General features: G+C 62.4%; 13 protein-coding genes and 1 other RNA gene. 5 read left to right on the plus strand and 9 right to left on the minus strand.

Features of this window, described 5'->3' with window-relative positions; genetic code table 11:
* Nucleotides 1-14 precede the first annotated feature (14 nt).
* Nucleotides 15-373, plus strand: a transfer-messenger RNA (tmRNA) gene (ssrA, locus tag CDV46_RS13765).
* 83 nt (nucleotides 374-456) lie between these two features.
* Here the strand turns inward: ssrA and CDV46_RS26820 are convergent.
* Together CDV46_RS26820 and CDV46_RS13780 are read right to left on the minus strand one after the other, a co-directional pair.
* Complete coding sequence (locus CDV46_RS26820; protein ID WP_140413362.1) at nucleotides 457-915, minus strand: hypothetical protein; 459 nt, start codon at nucleotides 913-915, stop codon at nucleotides 457-459.
* 355 nt (nucleotides 916-1,270) lie between these two features.
* Entirely contained in the window at nucleotides 1,271-1,870 is a 600-nt protein-coding gene (locus CDV46_RS13780) for a LysE family translocator (protein ID WP_087723043.1), read from the minus strand.
* Nucleotides 1,871-2,147: 277 nt separating this feature from the next.
* Between CDV46_RS13780 and CDV46_RS13785 the strand changes: the two genes are divergently transcribed.
* From CDV46_RS13785 to CDV46_RS13795, 3 genes are all read left to right on the plus strand, one after another.
* Nucleotides 2,148-3,071, plus strand: coding sequence for a LysR substrate-binding domain-containing protein (locus CDV46_RS13785; protein WP_087723045.1), 924 nt, complete (start codon nucleotides 2,148-2,150; stop codon nucleotides 3,069-3,071).
* Nucleotides 3,072-3,149: 78 nt separating this feature from the next.
* On the plus strand, nucleotides 3,150-4,454 hold the full coding sequence (locus CDV46_RS13790) for an MFS transporter (RefSeq protein ID WP_087723047.1): 1,305 nt from the start codon (nucleotides 3,150-3,152) through the stop codon (nucleotides 4,452-4,454).
* Nucleotides 4,455-4,579: 125 nt separating this feature from the next.
* Nucleotides 4,580-5,497 (plus strand): alpha/beta fold hydrolase, encoded by a 918-nt coding sequence (locus CDV46_RS13795; protein WP_254916046.1) that lies wholly within the window; start codon nucleotides 4,580-4,582, stop codon nucleotides 5,495-5,497.
* A 59-nt stretch (nucleotides 5,498-5,556) separates the two neighbouring features.
* On the opposite strand, the gene CDV46_RS13800 is transcribed toward CDV46_RS13795, so the two are convergent.
* The 7 genes from CDV46_RS13800 to CDV46_RS13830 form a co-directional block, all read right to left on the minus strand.
* On the minus strand, nucleotides 5,557-6,024 hold the full coding sequence (locus CDV46_RS13800) for a hypothetical protein (protein ID WP_087723298.1): 468 nt from the start codon (nucleotides 6,022-6,024) through the stop codon (nucleotides 5,557-5,559).
* A gap of 136 nt (nucleotides 6,025-6,160) precedes the next feature.
* On the minus strand, nucleotides 6,161-7,549 hold the full coding sequence (locus tag CDV46_RS13805) for a c-type cytochrome (protein WP_254916047.1): 1,389 nt from the start codon (nucleotides 7,547-7,549) through the stop codon (nucleotides 6,161-6,163).
* A gap of 11 nt (nucleotides 7,550-7,560) precedes the next feature.
* On the minus strand, nucleotides 7,561-9,336 hold the full coding sequence (locus tag CDV46_RS13810) for a GMC family oxidoreductase (RefSeq protein WP_087688298.1): 1,776 nt from the start codon (nucleotides 9,334-9,336) through the stop codon (nucleotides 7,561-7,563).
* Between the two features lie 3 nt (nucleotides 9,337-9,339).
* Entirely contained in the window at nucleotides 9,340-10,062 is a 723-nt protein-coding gene (locus tag CDV46_RS13815) for a gluconate 2-dehydrogenase subunit 3 family protein (protein ID WP_087688299.1), read from the minus strand.
* 370 nt (nucleotides 10,063-10,432) lie between these two features.
* Complete coding sequence (locus tag CDV46_RS13820) at nucleotides 10,433-11,212, minus strand: hypothetical protein (RefSeq protein WP_140413363.1); 780 nt, start codon at nucleotides 11,210-11,212, stop codon at nucleotides 10,433-10,435.
* 588 nt (nucleotides 11,213-11,800) lie between these two features.
* Nucleotides 11,801-13,960 carry a hypothetical protein gene (locus CDV46_RS13825; protein WP_140413364.1) on the minus strand — a complete coding sequence of 720 codons (2,160 nt, stop codon included), beginning with the start codon at nucleotides 13,958-13,960 and terminating at the stop codon, nucleotides 11,801-11,803.
* Between the two features lie 184 nt (nucleotides 13,961-14,144).
* The gene (locus CDV46_RS13830; RefSeq protein WP_058379501.1) at nucleotides 14,145-15,059 is read right to left on the minus strand and encodes a helix-turn-helix domain-containing protein; all 915 of its coding nucleotides are present in this window, start codon (nucleotides 15,057-15,059) and stop codon (nucleotides 14,145-14,147) included.
* A gap of 388 nt (nucleotides 15,060-15,447) precedes the next feature.
* Between CDV46_RS13830 and CDV46_RS13835 the strand changes: the two genes are divergently transcribed.
* Entirely contained in the window at nucleotides 15,448-16,518 is a 1,071-nt protein-coding gene (locus CDV46_RS13835; RefSeq protein WP_441339336.1) for a porin, read from the plus strand.
* Nucleotides 16,519-16,542 lie beyond the last annotated feature (24 nt).

A 16,542-nucleotide genomic window follows, 5' to 3' on the forward strand; every position in this document is an offset into this window, starting at 1 on the left:
TCCGTTTTACCACTGGGGCCGACATGGTTTCGACGTGGGTAGCGAAGCGATTCAGGGCATACCGAGGACCCGTCACCTCGTTAATCAATGGGAAAATTAGTAACTGCAAACGATAACTCGTACGCACTGGCTGCCTAAGGGCGCCTGCCTCGCACTAGCTCTCTGACGGGTTAGGGTAGCAATACCTCGCGAGGTCATTTACGTCAGATAATCTCCGGTGGTGCCATGGCGCCGGGGCCTAAAATTAAATGGATCGCTGTTGCGTAGCGTGTTCGTCCGCGACAAAACAGTTAAATCAAATGACTGAACTAAGTATGTAGAACTGGTCGTAGAGTACTTGCGGACGCGGGTTCGATCCCCGCCGGCTCCACCAAAACATAGCGTATCGACGACAACGAAAGATGCGCTGATCGATTGAAAAACGGACCTTCGGGTCCGTTTTTCATTTCTGCACCGCTATCCCTGATACCGCACAACAAACAACGTCGCGGCCACCAACGCCGGACAGACCGTCAGCAACGTGCCAATGATCCAGCGCGTTTGCGACATCATCATCTGACTCATTGTCGTGAATCCGGCGTGCATCTCCGAACGGACGGCTTTGAACTCGGTGTGCATCTCGGAGCGCAGTGATTGAAGACCGGTATGCATCTCGGTACGAAGCGATTGAAAGCCGGTATGCATTTCCGTTCGAACTGCCTTGAATTCGGCATGCATCTCCGTACGCACCGCTTTGAACTCAACGTGCATTTCATTTCGCACAGCCTTGAATTCAACGTGCATCTCACTGCGCAGCGCGCCGACCTGTTCATGCAATTCGACGCGCAAAGCGCCAGTCTCTCGTTGAAGATCGGTCTTCGTGCATAACGTCGGCAGCACTGCGTCGATGTGTGTAACGCGTTTCGCTAAGGTCATGGGTGCTTTACCTCTCGGTGCGGCGCCTGCGCCCGAATCGTCGCGTAGTGAAGTGCGGAAAGGGGCAACGGAGAGTTTACGGAGTGTTCCCAACATAATTTCGACTCAGGCCGGTCCGGCCTTCGCTCGCCTCGACATTCAGATACGGTGAAATCAACCCGTCAGTCGCGAAACAAAGGCCTTTGCAGCACATTCGCCCACACGCTTACTGACGGCATTCCGTTACCGTATCGCAGAAAGTCACAGCGTTGCAGGTGCGTAGCTCTCGCCAAACCCTCCCCTTCCAAGCACCTGCCCGGCAGTCACCCTGCTTTTCGTCATGGAAACAAAAACGGCCGCGACGCCCTACACCGCATCAATCCACGAGAATCGGGTATAGCGAAACCACCAGTAGCGCCGCAGCCACACCGTTGAAGATGCGAACCGAACGGGCATCTGTCAGCACGCGGCGCATGGCCGTGCCAAACCCTGCCCAAAGGCCGATGCAAGGGGCACCCAGAACGCCGTAGATAGACGCCAGCAGCAACACATCCAGCAGATTCGAGCCGTTGGGCAAATACGTGCTGATCGCCCCCACGGCCATCACCCAGGCTTTCGGATTGACCCACTGGAAGGCTGCGGCACCGAGAAACCCCATCGGCCGCGCCCGCTCGCGACGCTCATCGTCCATTGGCCCCGAGCGCGCCAGATGCCACGCCAGCCACAGCAAATAGGCCGCGCCGACAAACTTCAATACCGTGTGAATGATGGGGAACTTGATGAAGACCGAATGCAAGCCGGTGCCGGTGAGGAACACCATCAAAGCAAAGCCGCAAGCGATACCCGCCAGATGCGGCAACGTGCGCAGAAAGCCATAATTCAGGCCCGACGCGAGCACCATCATGTTGTTGGGTCCGGGCGTCACCAGCGTGATCACCGCGAAAGCGCAGAAGGCCAGCAGTTGTTCAGTCGTCATGTTCGAATACGGATTGTCGCTTTGCTGCGAGGCATGTCAGGCCAGAATGCCAGCCCGAGGACCACGGTGAGACAGCATAGGCAGTGCATCCGGGCGAATCCCGGTACAGTTCGCCAAAATCGAACAGGCCTGTACCGCCCGCCAACCATGACAGTTCGTCCCACTCACACAGACCCCGCAGTGTCATGCGAAAATCGACGCCATCCGAAGCCCATTAAAAGCCCGTCCGAAGCGCGCGAATGTCAGGTGTGCGCCGACCGATGAAAGACGCCTAGCCATGCCGCCTCGCCTGCCCCCGCTCTCCGCGCTGCGTTTGTTCGAAGCTGCCGGACGGCATCAAAGCTTCAAGCGCGCCGCCGCCGAACTGCACCTCACCCCCAGCGCTGTGAGCCATGGCATCGTCGGGCTGGAGCAGACGCTGGGCATCGCTCTCTTCACGCGCTCACCGCAAGGGCTCTCGCTCACGCCTGAAGGTGTCGACTATCTCGCCTACGTGACCGAGGCGTTCTCGCTGCTCATGACCGGCACGCGTCGCCTGCCGACCCGGGACTCGACACGTGCCATCGCCCTCACCTGCGCACCCACGCTCGCTTCGCGCTGGCTGCTACCGCGCCTGCCACGCTTTACCCAACGCATGCCCGATGTCGACGTGACACTGGACACCTCGCGCCGGCAGGTCGGTTTTCCGACCGATGGATTCGATTTCGCCATCCGTCTGTCGCGCGCCCCCGTCGCCAGCGACACGTGGCACCGGCTCTTCGGCGAACAGTTTGTGCCCGTATGCAGTCCGGCCTATCACGCCGCCCACGCGGATGCGCACGGCAAGATCGACCTGCAAGCCATCACGCGCATTCACGTGAGCAGTGCCAGCGAAGACTGGCAAGGCTGGATCGAAGGGGCGGCCGTAGAAGACTTCGACGCGCGCGGCGGTCTGAGCTTCGACAGCATTCAAATGGCCTTCGACGCAGCCATCATCGGGCTCGGTGTGGTGATCGGCCGCCGTCCGCTGGTCGACGAATATCTCGCGAACGGCGCGCTGATGCCGGCACACGACATCACCACCACGTCACAGGGCGCCTACTGGCTAATCTGCGCGGACGATATCGAACCCCATCCGGCATGTACCGCCTTCCGCGACTGGGTCATCGAAGAAGCCGCTCACGCTTTGGACTCGCCCGAAATATCGCATCAAGTGAATTAAATTCACTCGCAATATTGCATTACTCCTTTGCCATACGGAGCTTCCGTTGCGAAACTTCGGTGAGGAGGATTCACCACCATGACACAAACCGCATCGCCCTCACTGCAAGGCCGCGTCACACTGATCATTCTGGCCGGGGCGCTCGTGCTGAGCGCCGCCATGGGCACCCGCCAGACGTTCGGGCTCTTCATCAATCCGTTTTCCTACGACCGTGGTGTGCCCGTCACCTTGGTCGCCTTCGCCATTGCGCTGCATAACCTCGTGTGGGGTTTTGCACAGCCGTTCGCGGGTGCGATGGCCGATCGACATGGCCCGGCACCGGTGGTCGCCTTCGGTGCCTTCGCCTTTGCGGGTGGACTCGCGATGGCCGCCCTCGCCCCCTCGGGTGTCTGGCTCGTCATCGGGCTGGGCATACTGGTCGGGCTGGGGATCAGTTGCACGACGTTCGGCGTCGTCCTGCCCGCCGTGAGCCGCGCTGTGGCCCCCGAAAAGCGCTCCATGGCGATGGGCCTCGTGAGTGCGGGCGGCTCACTCGGGCAGGTCGCCCTCGTGCCCGTCGCACAGGGACTGCGTCAGGCGTACGGCGTATCGACATCGCTGTTCGTCCTCGCCTTGATCCTGTGCTGCGCCGCACCGCTCGGCCTCTTCATGACACTGCACCGGCGCAAGGCGAAGTCGGCGAAAACCGGTGCTGCGTCGTCAACGCCCGCCTCATCAGCCACGACGAAGACGACCGCACAACATAACGATGGCGAACACGTCTCCTTACGCGACGTCCTCCATCAGGCGCGCACCCATCGCGGCTTCCAGTTGCTCACGCTCGGCTTCTTCACCTGCGGCTTCCAGCTCGCCTTTATCGCGACCCATTTGCCCGGCTATCTCCTCATGTGTCACATGCCGATCGGGCTCGGCGCCACGGCACTCGCTCTTATCGGCCTGTTCAACATGGCCGGAAGCTGGGCCTGCGGCTGGCTCGGCGGACGCTATCGTCAACACCACGTGCTCGGCTGGCTGTACCTGATCCGGGGCGGTGCCATCGCGTTGTTCTTCCTGCTGCCGAAATCCGATACGAGCGTGGTGATTTTTGCGGCCGTCATGGGGTTGACGTGGCTCGGCACGGTGCCACTGACAAGCGGTCTGGTCGCCAAGGTATTCGGCGCGCGACACTTGGGCACGCTCTTCGGCGTGTGCTTCATGAGCCATCAGGTGGGCTCGTTCCTCGGTGCGTGGCTGGGCGGCTACGTGCTCGACGTCACCGGCTCGTACAACCTCATCTGGGCCGCCACCGCGATCCTCGGGGCCGTCGCCGCGGCGCTGCACTTCCCGATTGACGACGCCAGCGTCGTGCCGCCCATGCGCCAGCCGGTGCCCGCAACAGCGTAGCGGCATAGCGGCATGACGGCATAAAGACACACGGTCATTACCTCCGAGGTAATCGACCGTGTGCACACCGCCCGAGACAATGGCTTCACCTTCTGCCGGATTCCCCGGCCTTGTGGAGCCTGATCATGCTGACCCGCCTGCCGCTGTCCTCGAATACGCTCACTGCCCGCGAACTCGCTGCCGACCACGACGCCGGCATGACGAGCCCCGGCAACACGCCGCCGATCACCGCCTCCGGCTACCTCGCCGGCAGCGACGGCACCGCGCTCTTCTACCGCGACTGGGGACACGGCAAGCCGGTGGTGTTTCTCTCCGGATGGACGCTCGCCAGCGACATCTGGGCCTATCAGATGACGGCCCTCGCCGGTGACGGCTTTCGCTGCGTGGCGTACGACCGTCGCGCACACGGACGCTCGGCGGACACCGGGCGCGGCTACGATTACGACACCCTCGCCGACGATCTGCATGCCCTGTTGACTGCCCTCGATCTGACCGATGTCACACTCGTCGGCCACTCATTCGGGGGCGGAGAAATCGTGCGCTATCTCACGCGTCACGGCAGGCAGCGCGTCTCGCGGATCGTCTTCGTCTCACCGGCAGCGACGCCCTATCTTGTGAAGACCGCCGACAACCCCACTGGCGTGGACGCGCAGTACTTCTACGAATCCCTCGACGAAATGCTCACCTCGTTTCCCGACTGGATCGAACGCCGCGCCGCGCCCTATTTCGCGCCGGGCACGTCGGACACAGTGATTCGCTGGACATCAGATCTGATGCTGCGTACTTCGCTGGATGCCGCAGCCGCGCTCAATCGCGTGCAAACGTCGACCGACTTCCGGCCCGAGATGGCCGCGCTCGACATTCCGGCGCTGGTACTTCATGGGGATTGCGACGCGAGTGCGCCGCTGGAGGTCACCGGCCGCCCGACGGCGCAGGCGATTGCGGGGGCCGTCCTCAAGGTCTACGAAGGCGGCACGCACGGCATGTACTTCAATCAGGCCGCCCGCATGACGAGCGATATCCGCGAGTTCGTGAATCGCTGATCGTCAGAACGGTATGTCCGAGCGCCGCCGCGCGCGACGAACGCACTGAACGGCGAGACTTACAGACGATGGGAATTCGCCAGTCGAAAGATCTTCGTCCAGCGTTGCGCGAGTGTGCGGTTAGGCATGGGTACCGCCCACTGCGCCTGTGCGTTATGGGCGAGTTCAAGTACGAGCGTCCACCGGCCGTTGTCGGTCACCGGATGTGCAGACGTCACATCGGAGAACACGAAACGTGATGCGCGCTCGCCCACACGAATCGTGCCCATCTTGCGATCCGCGTCGAGGCGAAGTGCGCCCCACTCGCCCTCGATGCTCACAACACGCTCGCCATTGCGCCGCACACCGTGCACCGCCCGATAGCGACGCACCGCATCGACCACGAGCCAGATGACGATCAGCACGCACACGGCAATCGTCACGACCGCCGCCGGCGTGCCAAAGCGCATGGCGACCTCGCCATAGAGCCGCACCGCCCCGTAGACGATCCCCGCCAGCACCACCAGTCCCAACAAAATGAACGGCACGACAACCTCCTGCATTCCACGCGATCGATAGCGCGATAAAAAAGCCCTGCCGGCAGCGCCGCCCGGCAGGGCTCCATTTCACCACAGGCGCATGGCGCTTGCCCGCGAGGGCAAGCACCATTACACCATCACACCATCACCGTGCAGGCTGCGGTGCCGCGCCCACGTCCTTGCGCACCTTCGCGACCTGAGCGGCCGTCACGGCGGGTGCCGTGTTGCCCCAGCTCGTACGCACGAACGTCAGCACATCGGCCACGTCCTGATCGGTCAGACGATCGTCGAAGCCCGGCATCGCGTAGTGCGTCGGCGCCGACTTCGTCCACGGCATTTCGGCACCGCGCAGCACGATATGAATGAGCGATGTCGGATCCGCCGAATTCACCGTCGAACTGAGCGCCAGCGTCGGGAAGGTCTGCGTGTAGCCCTTACCGGTGCTGCGGTGGCAGGCCGCGCAGTTGTCGATGAACGTCAACGCCCCGTTGCTCTTGTCAGACCCGGCACGCAGCGCCTTGGCCGCTGTCTCGTCATACGCGAGTGCCTTGGCGTTCGGGTCGACGGGTTTCAACGTCTTCAGGTACTTTGCAATCGCCGTCAGGTCGTCGTCGCTCATGTACTGCGCACTGTGCTGCACCACATCGGTCATGCCGCCGAATGCTGCGGAATGATCGTTACGCCCGCCCTTGAGGAACGCCGTGATATCGCCTTCGCTCCAGTTGCCCAGACCGTCGGTCACGTCGCCCCGCAAGTTCTTCGCGAGGAAGTTATCGACCACGCCACCCGAGAGGAAGGCGGTGCCGTCATCGGTCAGTGCCTTCTCCTGCAACGCGACACCACGCGGGGTGTGACATGCGCTGCAATGGCCCAGCCCTTCGACGAGATAACGGCCGCGTGAAATCGGGTCGTTATCGGTCGACGCGGCATCCGCCACCACGGCCGGCGCAAACATCTTGCGCCAGAACGACAACGGCCAGCGCATCGACATCGGCCACGGAATATCGGTCGCCTTGTTCGCCTGCGCCACCGGCTGCACGCCCGACATGAAGTACGCGTAGAGCGCCTTCACGTCCGCCGGACGCACCTTTGCGTACGACGTGTACGGCATGGCCGGATACAGCGTCGAGCCGTTCTTCGCAATGCCGTGACGCACGGCCTTGTCGAAGTCTTCGAGACTGTAATTGCCGATGCCGGTGTCCTTGTCCGGCGTGATGTTGGTCGAATAGATCGTGCCGATGGGCGACGCAATCGGCAGACCGCCCGCGAACGGCTTGCCCTTGGGTGCCGTGTGACACGCCGCACAATCGCCCACGCGCGCCAGATACTCACCTTGCTTGATGAGTTGCGCCTGCGGATCATTGGCAGCAGGTGTCTGCTCCACCACGGCAACCGGGCCCGGCGTCGGAACCCGTGTCACAGCAGGCGCCGCCGCCTCTTGCGCCCATGCGTCGAGTGCCACCAGTGCGCCGAGGGTCAGTGAGCCTGCGGCCAGAACCAGAGCGGAGCGCTTGAGCATTGATTTTCGGATCATGGTCGCTCTCCTCAGGCCTGCACCAGCGGGCCGGCGTTCTTGAGGTACTGTTCGCGAATCGCCTTCGCGGACCAGTACGCCAGCGCCGCCACCACGCCTGTCGGGTTGTAGCCCATGTTCTGTGGGAAGGCCGAAGCCCCCATCACGAACACGTTCGACACGTCCCAGCTTTGCAGATACCGGTTGACCACGCTGTTCGACGGGTTCGTGCCCATGATGGCGCCGCCCGTCGTGTGCGTGCTCTGATAAACGCGCGTGTCGTAATGACTGCCCTTCTTGCGGATGGCGCGGAACACCTTCTCGGGGTTCATCGCACGGCCGACCTCTTCCATGCGGTCGCCCATGTAGCCGAGCATGTTGTATTCGTTGTCATGCCAGTCGAACGTCATGCGCAGCAGCGGAATACCGTAGGCGTCCTTGTACGTCGGATCGAGATCGAGGAAGGCGTCCTGATACGACATGACCGAGCCCGAGATACCGATGGTCATGTAGCGCTGATAAGCATCGGCGATACCCGCCTTCCACTTGCTGCCCCATGACGGCGTGCCCGGCACGGTCGGTGTCATCTTGATCGGACGCCCGCCGTAGCGGATGTGACGAATGCTCGCGCCACCGAGGAAACCGAGTGGCCCGTGATCGAACTGGTCGCCGTTCAGGTCGTCCATCGACACCCCGCCCGCACCCGTGCCGACAAACGGATTCAACTGCGTGCCCTTGGGCAGCAGCACGTTGACCGCACCGTTCATCTGGTACGCGTAGTTCTTGCCGACCACACCCTCGCCCGTCTTCGGGTCGTACGGCTTGCCGATGCCCGAGAGCAACAGCAGGCGCACGTTGTGCATCTGGTACGCGGCCATGATCACGATATCGGCCGGCTGCTCGACCTCGCGGCCCTGCGCGTCGATATACGTCACACCCGTGGCCTTCTTGCCGTCGCTGTCGAGATTGACCTTGGTGACGTACGAATGCGTGCGCAATTCGAAATTCGGCTTTTTGAGCAACACCGGCAGAATGGTCGTCTGCGGCGAGGCCTTCGAATACATGTAGCAGCCGTAGTTCTCGCAGAACCCGCAGAAGTTGCACGGGCCGAGACGCACCCCGTACGGATTGGTGTAGGGCTCTGATGTATTGGCCGCCGGCGCCGGATACGGGTTGAAGCCGACCTCTTTCGCCGCCTTTTCAAAGAGCGTGGCGCCGTAGGTGTTTTGCAGCGGCGGCGTCGGAAACTCGCTGGAGCGCGCCCCTTCGCGCGGGTTGCCGCCCGGCACGATCTTGCCGTTCAGATTGCCCGCCTTGCCCGACGTGCCGAACACTTTCTCGGCGAAGTCGAAATGCGGCTCAAGTTCTTCATAGCTCACGCCGAAGTCCTGAATCGTCATGCCCTCGGGGATGAACTTCTTGCCGTAGCGTTCTTCGTAGTGACTGCGCAGCTTCAGCTCTTCGGGCAGCGCGCGGTAGTGCATACCGTTCCAGTGGAAGCCCGCACCGCCCACGCCATTGCCCAGCAGAAACGAGCCGTTCTGGCGATACGGCACGGCCAGATCGTCCGGCGCATGGCGAATCGTCACGGTCTCACGCGCCAGCTCCTGAAAGAGCTTGCCGCGCACCGAGTATTCGAGTTCGTCGATGACCTTGGGGTACTGCGCATCGGTGGGCGTGTCGCGCATCGCGCCACGCTCCAGCGCGACAACGTTCAAGCCGGCGTCGGTAAGCTCCTGACCGAGAATCGCCCCGGTCCAGCCGAAGCCCACGATGACGGCGTCGACCTTATCTTTCTTGATCGCCATGACTTAACCCCGCTTTCCGGAAATCGACACAGGCCCGTACGGGTACTTGACGTTCGGTTGGTCGACCCAGTCCATGAAGTCGGCACGTGCCCCCGGAAAGCCCACGAGCTTCCAGCCCACCATGTCTTTGTTGCCGCCGTGAATCGGGTCGGCCAGAAAGCCTTCCTTGGTGTTGGCCAGCAGGTAAGAGAAGAAGGTGCGCGCGGGCACGCTGTCGAACTCGACCTTGGCGTGCTCCATGTCGCCAAGCACCGTCTCTTGCGTGGCGTGGTCCAGATCGGCAAATGCTTTGTTGTACTGCTTCTTGCAGTACGCATCGCAAGCCGCAATGCCGTGACGATAGATGTCGCGCGGCGCCAGGCTCAGTTGATAACCCAACTCGGGCGGTTGATCGGTATGGAACGGCCCCTGCATGTACCAAAGCTTGCCGTGGCCGAACGGCGTTTCCATCTGGCCGTCGATGAACCGGGGGACATCGGCTTGCAAGGCGCCCGGACCGAGTTCGTCGGCGGGAATCAGACGGTCGACCGCAGCACTGACAAAGCGCCACTCGTCGGCGGTGAAGTACTTGGGCTCGTAGGGGGTGTTCGAAGCGGCGGGCGTAGCAGGCTTATCGCTGCTACAGGCGGACTGTGTGAGCGTCGCACCGGTGACAAGCGTCGTGGCGGGCACGATCGCCAGCACCTGACGCAAGAAGCGCCGGCGCGGTTCCTTGTCCTGTGACATGGAATTCTCCGTTTTTGTGGGGACGAATCACGCATGACAGTCAAGCGATAGCTCGCCATGCGTGAGGAAAACCTGACAGGCTATTCACCTCGCGTAGCGCATATGACGCGGGTCATTCTACCCACAAGCTACGTACATGGCAAAGCAAGAGACTATTGCGCAAAACGCGCAACATATTGATTGGAAAGGCTTGCAAATAATTAAAATATTTACTATTACGCACGCGCGATCTGTTTTGAATCGCAAAACATGCGGCGCATCGACGCGACAGCGTGTCGTGAAAATGAGAACGCGCGCCGCAGAGGGCGCGCGTTTTTTGAGCGCTGGAGGACATTGAACTCGCCGGTGACATCCCCCATGCAGCCGTCTCTCAAGAACGGTCCCACGCCCGCAGGGTGATATTGAGTCCGAGGGCGTTGCCCTGCCGTACAGAAGCCGATGGGTTGGCCAATGCGCCAGTGAAGTCATCGAGAAATTCGTCACGCCGGATATCGTGTCTCGTCGTGTAGCCCGTAAGTACCACATCCGGCTTCGTGCGACGTTGCACGGATGGCGAACGCTTTGCGGTGAGGCTGTCGAGCACTCGGATGAGCCCATCGATCTGGTCTCGCCGCTCCCTGAGAATCGAAAGCCGGTCGTCGGAAAAACGGGATCCGCCCGTGCCCCCGGCAGCAGAGAGGGTGCCGGGCTCGGCATCGGTCTGGCCAAAACCCAGCTCGCTCAAGCGCCGGAACGTCACAGGCGCATCCGCCGGCAGTCCGACCAGCACGGCCAGATGTTGCGCCTGCGCGCGAGCCGCTTTCTGCTTGATGGAAAGTAATGAGTGGCTCACCGCGGGCTTCAGAAAATAGTCCGCCGCCTTTCTGACGATGCGCAGCGGCGTCTCGTCGCCGCATGCCGCAGGACGATGCTGAAACGACGCCTGCACGCCCCTGAGTGCGGTGATCTGCGCGGCAATCTCCTGAGCGGCGTCGACCAACGCCTGGCGGGTGTATCTGGACATCTCTCCGGCAAGACACAGGGAGGATTTGCGATGAGGTTCGATGCCAGTCACTCGCGGTGCGCCCCGGTTATCGGAGAAAAAGCGGCAGATTTCCTCCACCTGCCTGTCGAGCCCGTCGACACCGATCGACGCGGGGTTGACCATCATCTTTCCAGGCCGATCCGACGGCGCCGAAGTGCCCGCCAGCGGCGGTCTGACCCACGGGGCGCTATCCGTCGCATGCTGTCTCACAGCCAACGCCCAAGAGACGGAACACGGTGAGGCCCGCGGATAGTTGCCGTGACTCCCCAGAATCTCGTCGGCAAAGCGGAGACGCCGAGTGGTTTGCCTAGACATATCGCCAAGCGCGACGTCCACCCCCAGCTTTCGTTGCTGGACCGACGACCCGCCGTCTGCGTGAATGGTCTGCGTAGGTAACGACGTTGAGATCGGACCGGCGCTCGGCACCAAATTTGCCGCACGGAAACTCTCCTTGAATGCTGGGCCGACTGCCGCTCGGCAATGGCCGCCGTGTGGCATCGCGCTGCCTGCCGCCGGACTCGTCACACTCACCGGCAAGCCGGTCCCCGGTATGCCTCTCATGCCGTTACTCATATCGAACAACTCCACGCGGGCGAGCCGACGGGCTCGCCACCTCACGCAAGGCTATGTCGATACTCGGGGAGCGATTTTGGAAAACGGGGCGTCAGTTGCGCAGACGCCCCGCAAGAGGTCATTGCCTAAGGGAAGCCATGATCAGGTCCCCGCCTCGCCCGGCAAGCGCTGCCGACCGGTCAATGCGTCGCGTGCGCCGGGCTTCGATGTCGGCACGACCAGCGACTGGTAGGCAATATCGACAGGATCGATACACTCGGCGGCTTTCAGCAGGCAGCCGGACAGATCATCAGGCGTCCGGCATCGATCCAGGTCCTCGAACAACGCCACACCGAAGTCGCGCCACAACGTCTCTGTCGCCATGTCCCGAACACGTTTCTGAACGGGCCCTTGCTCGAAACCGTCAACCCATTCGTTCAGGAGGTCGACGCGGCTCACGATCGTATGGATCACCTTTTCGCTGAGCGCATAGCCCGCATCGACCACGTCGAGCAAGCGCTCGAAGTCAGCGCGGCGCGCCTCGCTCCTCGTCGCGAATGGATCCGTCTTGGCCGATATCAGATTCGAGGCGATACGGCAGCACCGGCCGGCAATGGCAGGCGGCCGCCCCGAAGACAGATCTAACTGCAAGCGGGCATGCTGGATGACCTTGTCTCGTGAGCCTTCGGTGTCCCAAAACACGGCAAGCGGCCTGCACAGCGCCGAAATCCACTCATGCTTCTCACGCTGCGCTTTCGAAAGGGGTGGATTCACCAGATGGCCGAAACGATCGTAACGGGGCGGTGGCGGACTTTTGGGGAGTGGTGGCGGAACATCCATGTCGGCGCCCTGCGTCGTGTCAACCTCTCCCCGCGGGGGGTCTCCGGCATCCGCGTTGTCGGTGGTCTCAACAACCGTCTCGATCACCGTCTCAATGGCCCTCTCGATCTCAATCTCGACGTCCGACGGCATCTCCGATTCCGCGTCGGCCTCGACATCGCCTTCCTCGTCCGTATCGACGTCCGTCCCATACGCTACTGTGCCCTCGCTACTTGCCTGGTGCACCTGCACGACGGCGCGATGCAACGGCGTGATGCGTCCCTGTTCCGTACGCGGCGCTTCATTGCCATCCGTACTCCATCGCCGCACGTGCAGCCCTGCGGCAAGCCTTGGCAGCACCTCCGGTTGTTCCTCAGGCCGCGCCTCGAAGGTCACGGCTGGCGTGTCGTCGATCTTCGCGTCGTCCGGCACCATGCAGGGGACATCGACGGCGCATCTCCCGGCGCGCACATCGTCCACGACCGCCAGAAGTCTCGTCGCTTCGTCCTTCCAGTACATGAGATCGCGCGCACGGGCCAGCACCCATTGCCGGCCATCGCCGTCCCCTTCGTAAATCGGCGCGTCGGCAAGCAGGAAAGTGTTTTCCTGGCAGCCGAATCCGCGATCGCGCAGCCCGTCCAATGTGATGGCGGTCGACGCCGGGAGGCCGAGCAATAACGAGAGACTCGCGGCCTCGATACGGGCTCGCCTTTGCTTGCTCGCGAAGACAGAGCGCGTCGCCGCTGGCTTCAGCACATACCGGTCGCCACGCCTCGCCAATCGCAACGGCACGCGCTCGCCACCGGTCAAGCGTTCTCGTTGCGCGACAGTGGTCAATTCATTCAATACCTTGACCTCGGCGAGCTCGCGATCCAGTAGCGCCAGTCGACTGCGCAGTGAGATTTCAGTCGTATCGAGCGCCTTGTCCCGCAGGTCTGACAAATGCTGCCGGGTTTCTGCCCACGTGACACCATCGGGTGCGTCGTCCGCGCCCTTCACGAGGGCTTCGGCAGCATTGACGGCATCGTCCAACGCACTGATCGCCCCCAGTTGCTTGATATGCGAATCCACGCCGAATGCGCGCAAATGCGTCGTGTGTACGAGTTCGTCCTTGCCCGCGCGTAACAAGGTCCGGTAACGCGAAAACTCGGACATCAGCACGGCGCGCTCGTACCCTACGAAATTCTCGTTCCACGTACCAAGGGTGTTACGTATCGCGTCCGGCATCGAAGCGTCCGCCTTGATGCCCTGCGCCACTTTCTCCTGCCCCTCGCGCTGTTTGGCCCACTCGCCAAAAGACACGCAGACGTCTCCGTCCGGGGTTCGATAAGTGCGCTCGGGGTATTTCACCCACGCTTTACCCGCAAGCTTTGGCGGCGCTTGTCCCACGGCGGCAATATCACCGGCCAATGATCCGGCGTCATCGAACGGCCTCGTTACGTGCCTGATGAGAACCGGTGTTGATCCGCGGGGTGCCCCGACACCCAATGCATGCTCACTCATGAAATTAGTCTCCTTGTCATCCGACCGGACGGTCTTCATGGCACGGCAGACTAAATGTCTTCTCAAGTGCGGGATATCGTCCGCGAACGCGGACTTTTGTATTTCGACAGCACCCGGGGTTTTGCGGTACGAAGATGGCGGCGCAGGAATGCGCCGCGCGGGGTGTGCGCTCAGAAGTGCGCGTTCAGAAACGCGCCAGCAATTGTCCCAACAAGGCCGCGCCTTCCTTGCCTTTAGCGGAGTCTGCCCACAAGCGGTCGATCATCGCCCGGTACATGCCCACGCCATCGGGCGAGGTCGTGATGGTGGCGATGCCGGTACGCAGGTTCGGCAGTTCGCCCAGACGGAACGGCGACACCGCGACATACGCCTCCCCTTCCGCCTCGAAGATCTGGAAGGACTCGTTGGGCATGTTGTCGCTCACGATACCGATCTGCACGCCCGACGTGTCCGCCTCGAGAAACTCGATGATGCGTGTCACTTCGCGGCGCGCTGCCATCTTGCGTTCCAACTGCACGCCCGGTGGCAGCCCAAGCCGCCCCACGAGACCGTGGTGCAGAAACTGCTCGATCTGGCGCAGCCCGATCAGGCTTGTGACGGCCAGACGATGGCGCGAAAAACTCGCCTTGCGCTCTTGCAGAATGCCCAGCACACGATCGATCGTCGTTGCCCAGTGCTTGTCGGACAGACGCGGGGGAATGCTCTCTTCGAGCATGTGACGCAGCCACACGTCGTAGTCGCTCGACGTCAGCAGAAACGAGATCGGGTCGAAATGCGCGACGATGCGCTCCGAACGGCCTTCCAACTGGCGCATGCGCTCGAAGTAGCTCACCGCCGAATCGTGATACTCGACCTCGACGCCCAGCAGGTTCGCCAGCGACACGCCCAACAACGCCGCGAGCCGCTCCAGCGTATCGATCTTCACGATCTCGCCGCGTTCGAGCTTGTAGATGGCCGCGCGCGAAATATCGAGCCGCTCGGCAACGTCTTCGCTGCGCAGTTCGGCGGCCAACCGGTAGGCGCGCAAGCGCTCGCCAATGGCCCGGAAGTTGAAACGCGCGCCTCTCGGCGCCCGGGATGTCGTCGCGGTTCGGTTCAAATCTCCCCCTGTTGGAATGCCTCGTCATGCCGCGCCGCTTCAGGGCGCTACATCTGCTGTGTCGACGGCGCACGACGTCATCTCACGCCCTCGCAATATCGTGCCGGGATTATACCGACGCACTCCCCCCCCGTGACGCCCGGGACCCGCTCACTTTCATCGCACCGTCGTTGCCCCCTCGCCAAGCCACCGTGACATCGCCGCCACGCCAATATTTTTCCGATTGTCTATTTTTTTAGACATCGGCACGATGCCGTGCAGGTCTGCCCCACACCACGGGAATGGCCGGTAGGGATCGACGTCCAGCGCAATTTTGGGGATGACCGGGCGAGCCGGCAGTGATAGCCTGCGCGCCGTCCAGAAATTTGTACACATAAAAGAGGGAATGATGAAAACCTGGCACAAGGTGGCAAAGGTAGCGAAGGTGGCTGGCGCCGCCGCATTGGGCGCGGCCGCACTCGCGACGACTGCCCATGCGCAATCGAGTGTGAGCTTCTACGGTCTGGCCGACGCTTACGTCGGCTCGGTGAAGAACCCCGGCGGCCAGGCGGCCACGGTGCAGCAAGGCGGCGGCATGACCACGTCGTACTGGGGCATGGCCGGCACCGAAGACCTCGGCGGCGGCAACAGCGCGCTGTTCGTGCTCGAGAGCTATTTCCAGCCGAACAACGGCACCTACGGCCGCTTCTCCGGCGACAGCTTCTTCTCGCGCAACGCCTACGTCGGCCTGTCGAACACCACCGCCGGCACGCTGCGGCTCGGGCGCATCACCACGCCGCTGTATCTGGCGACGATTCAGTTCAACCCGTTCAACAACTCGTACACGTTCTCGCCGATGATCTTCCACACCTACAAGGGTCTGGGGACGCAAGGCGTGGTGGGCGACTCGGCGTGGAACAACGCCATTGCGTACACGTCGCCGGGCTATGCCGGTCTGGCGGGCACGCTCATCTACGCGACCGGCAACAGCGCGACGGACCACAGCGCCAAGAAGTGGGGCGCTGCCGTGACCTATGGCAACGGCCCGTTCGGTATGGCCCTGAACTATCAGTACGTGAACTTCAGCAACGCCCCGGGTGACTTCGGCACCCAACTGCCGGGCGTGACGGGACTGACGAACCAGAACACCGCGCAGCTCGGCCTCTCGTACGACTTCACCGTCGTGAAGCTGTTTGCGCAATACATGCTCGTCGCCAGTCAGGCGGCCAGCGGCAACTTCCATAGCAACACCGGGCAGTTGGGCGCCTCGGTGCCGCTCGGTCGCGGCAGCGTGCTCGCCTCGGTTGCCTTCACCGGCTCGAACGGCTCGGGCGACAACCAGCGCCGCACCACTTGGGCTCTCGGCTACGACTACCCGCTCTCCAAGCGCACCGACATCTACGCCGCGTACAAGTACGACCACATGAGCGACTTGTCGACCGGCCAGACGTACGGCGCCGGCTTGCGAATGAAGTTCTGAGTCTTGCCGGGGGGCGCCTCGCGC

Source organism: Pandoraea sp. PE-S2T-3, from assembly GCF_002179965.1.
Taxonomy (GTDB): domain Bacteria; phylum Pseudomonadota; class Gammaproteobacteria; order Burkholderiales; family Burkholderiaceae; genus Pandoraea.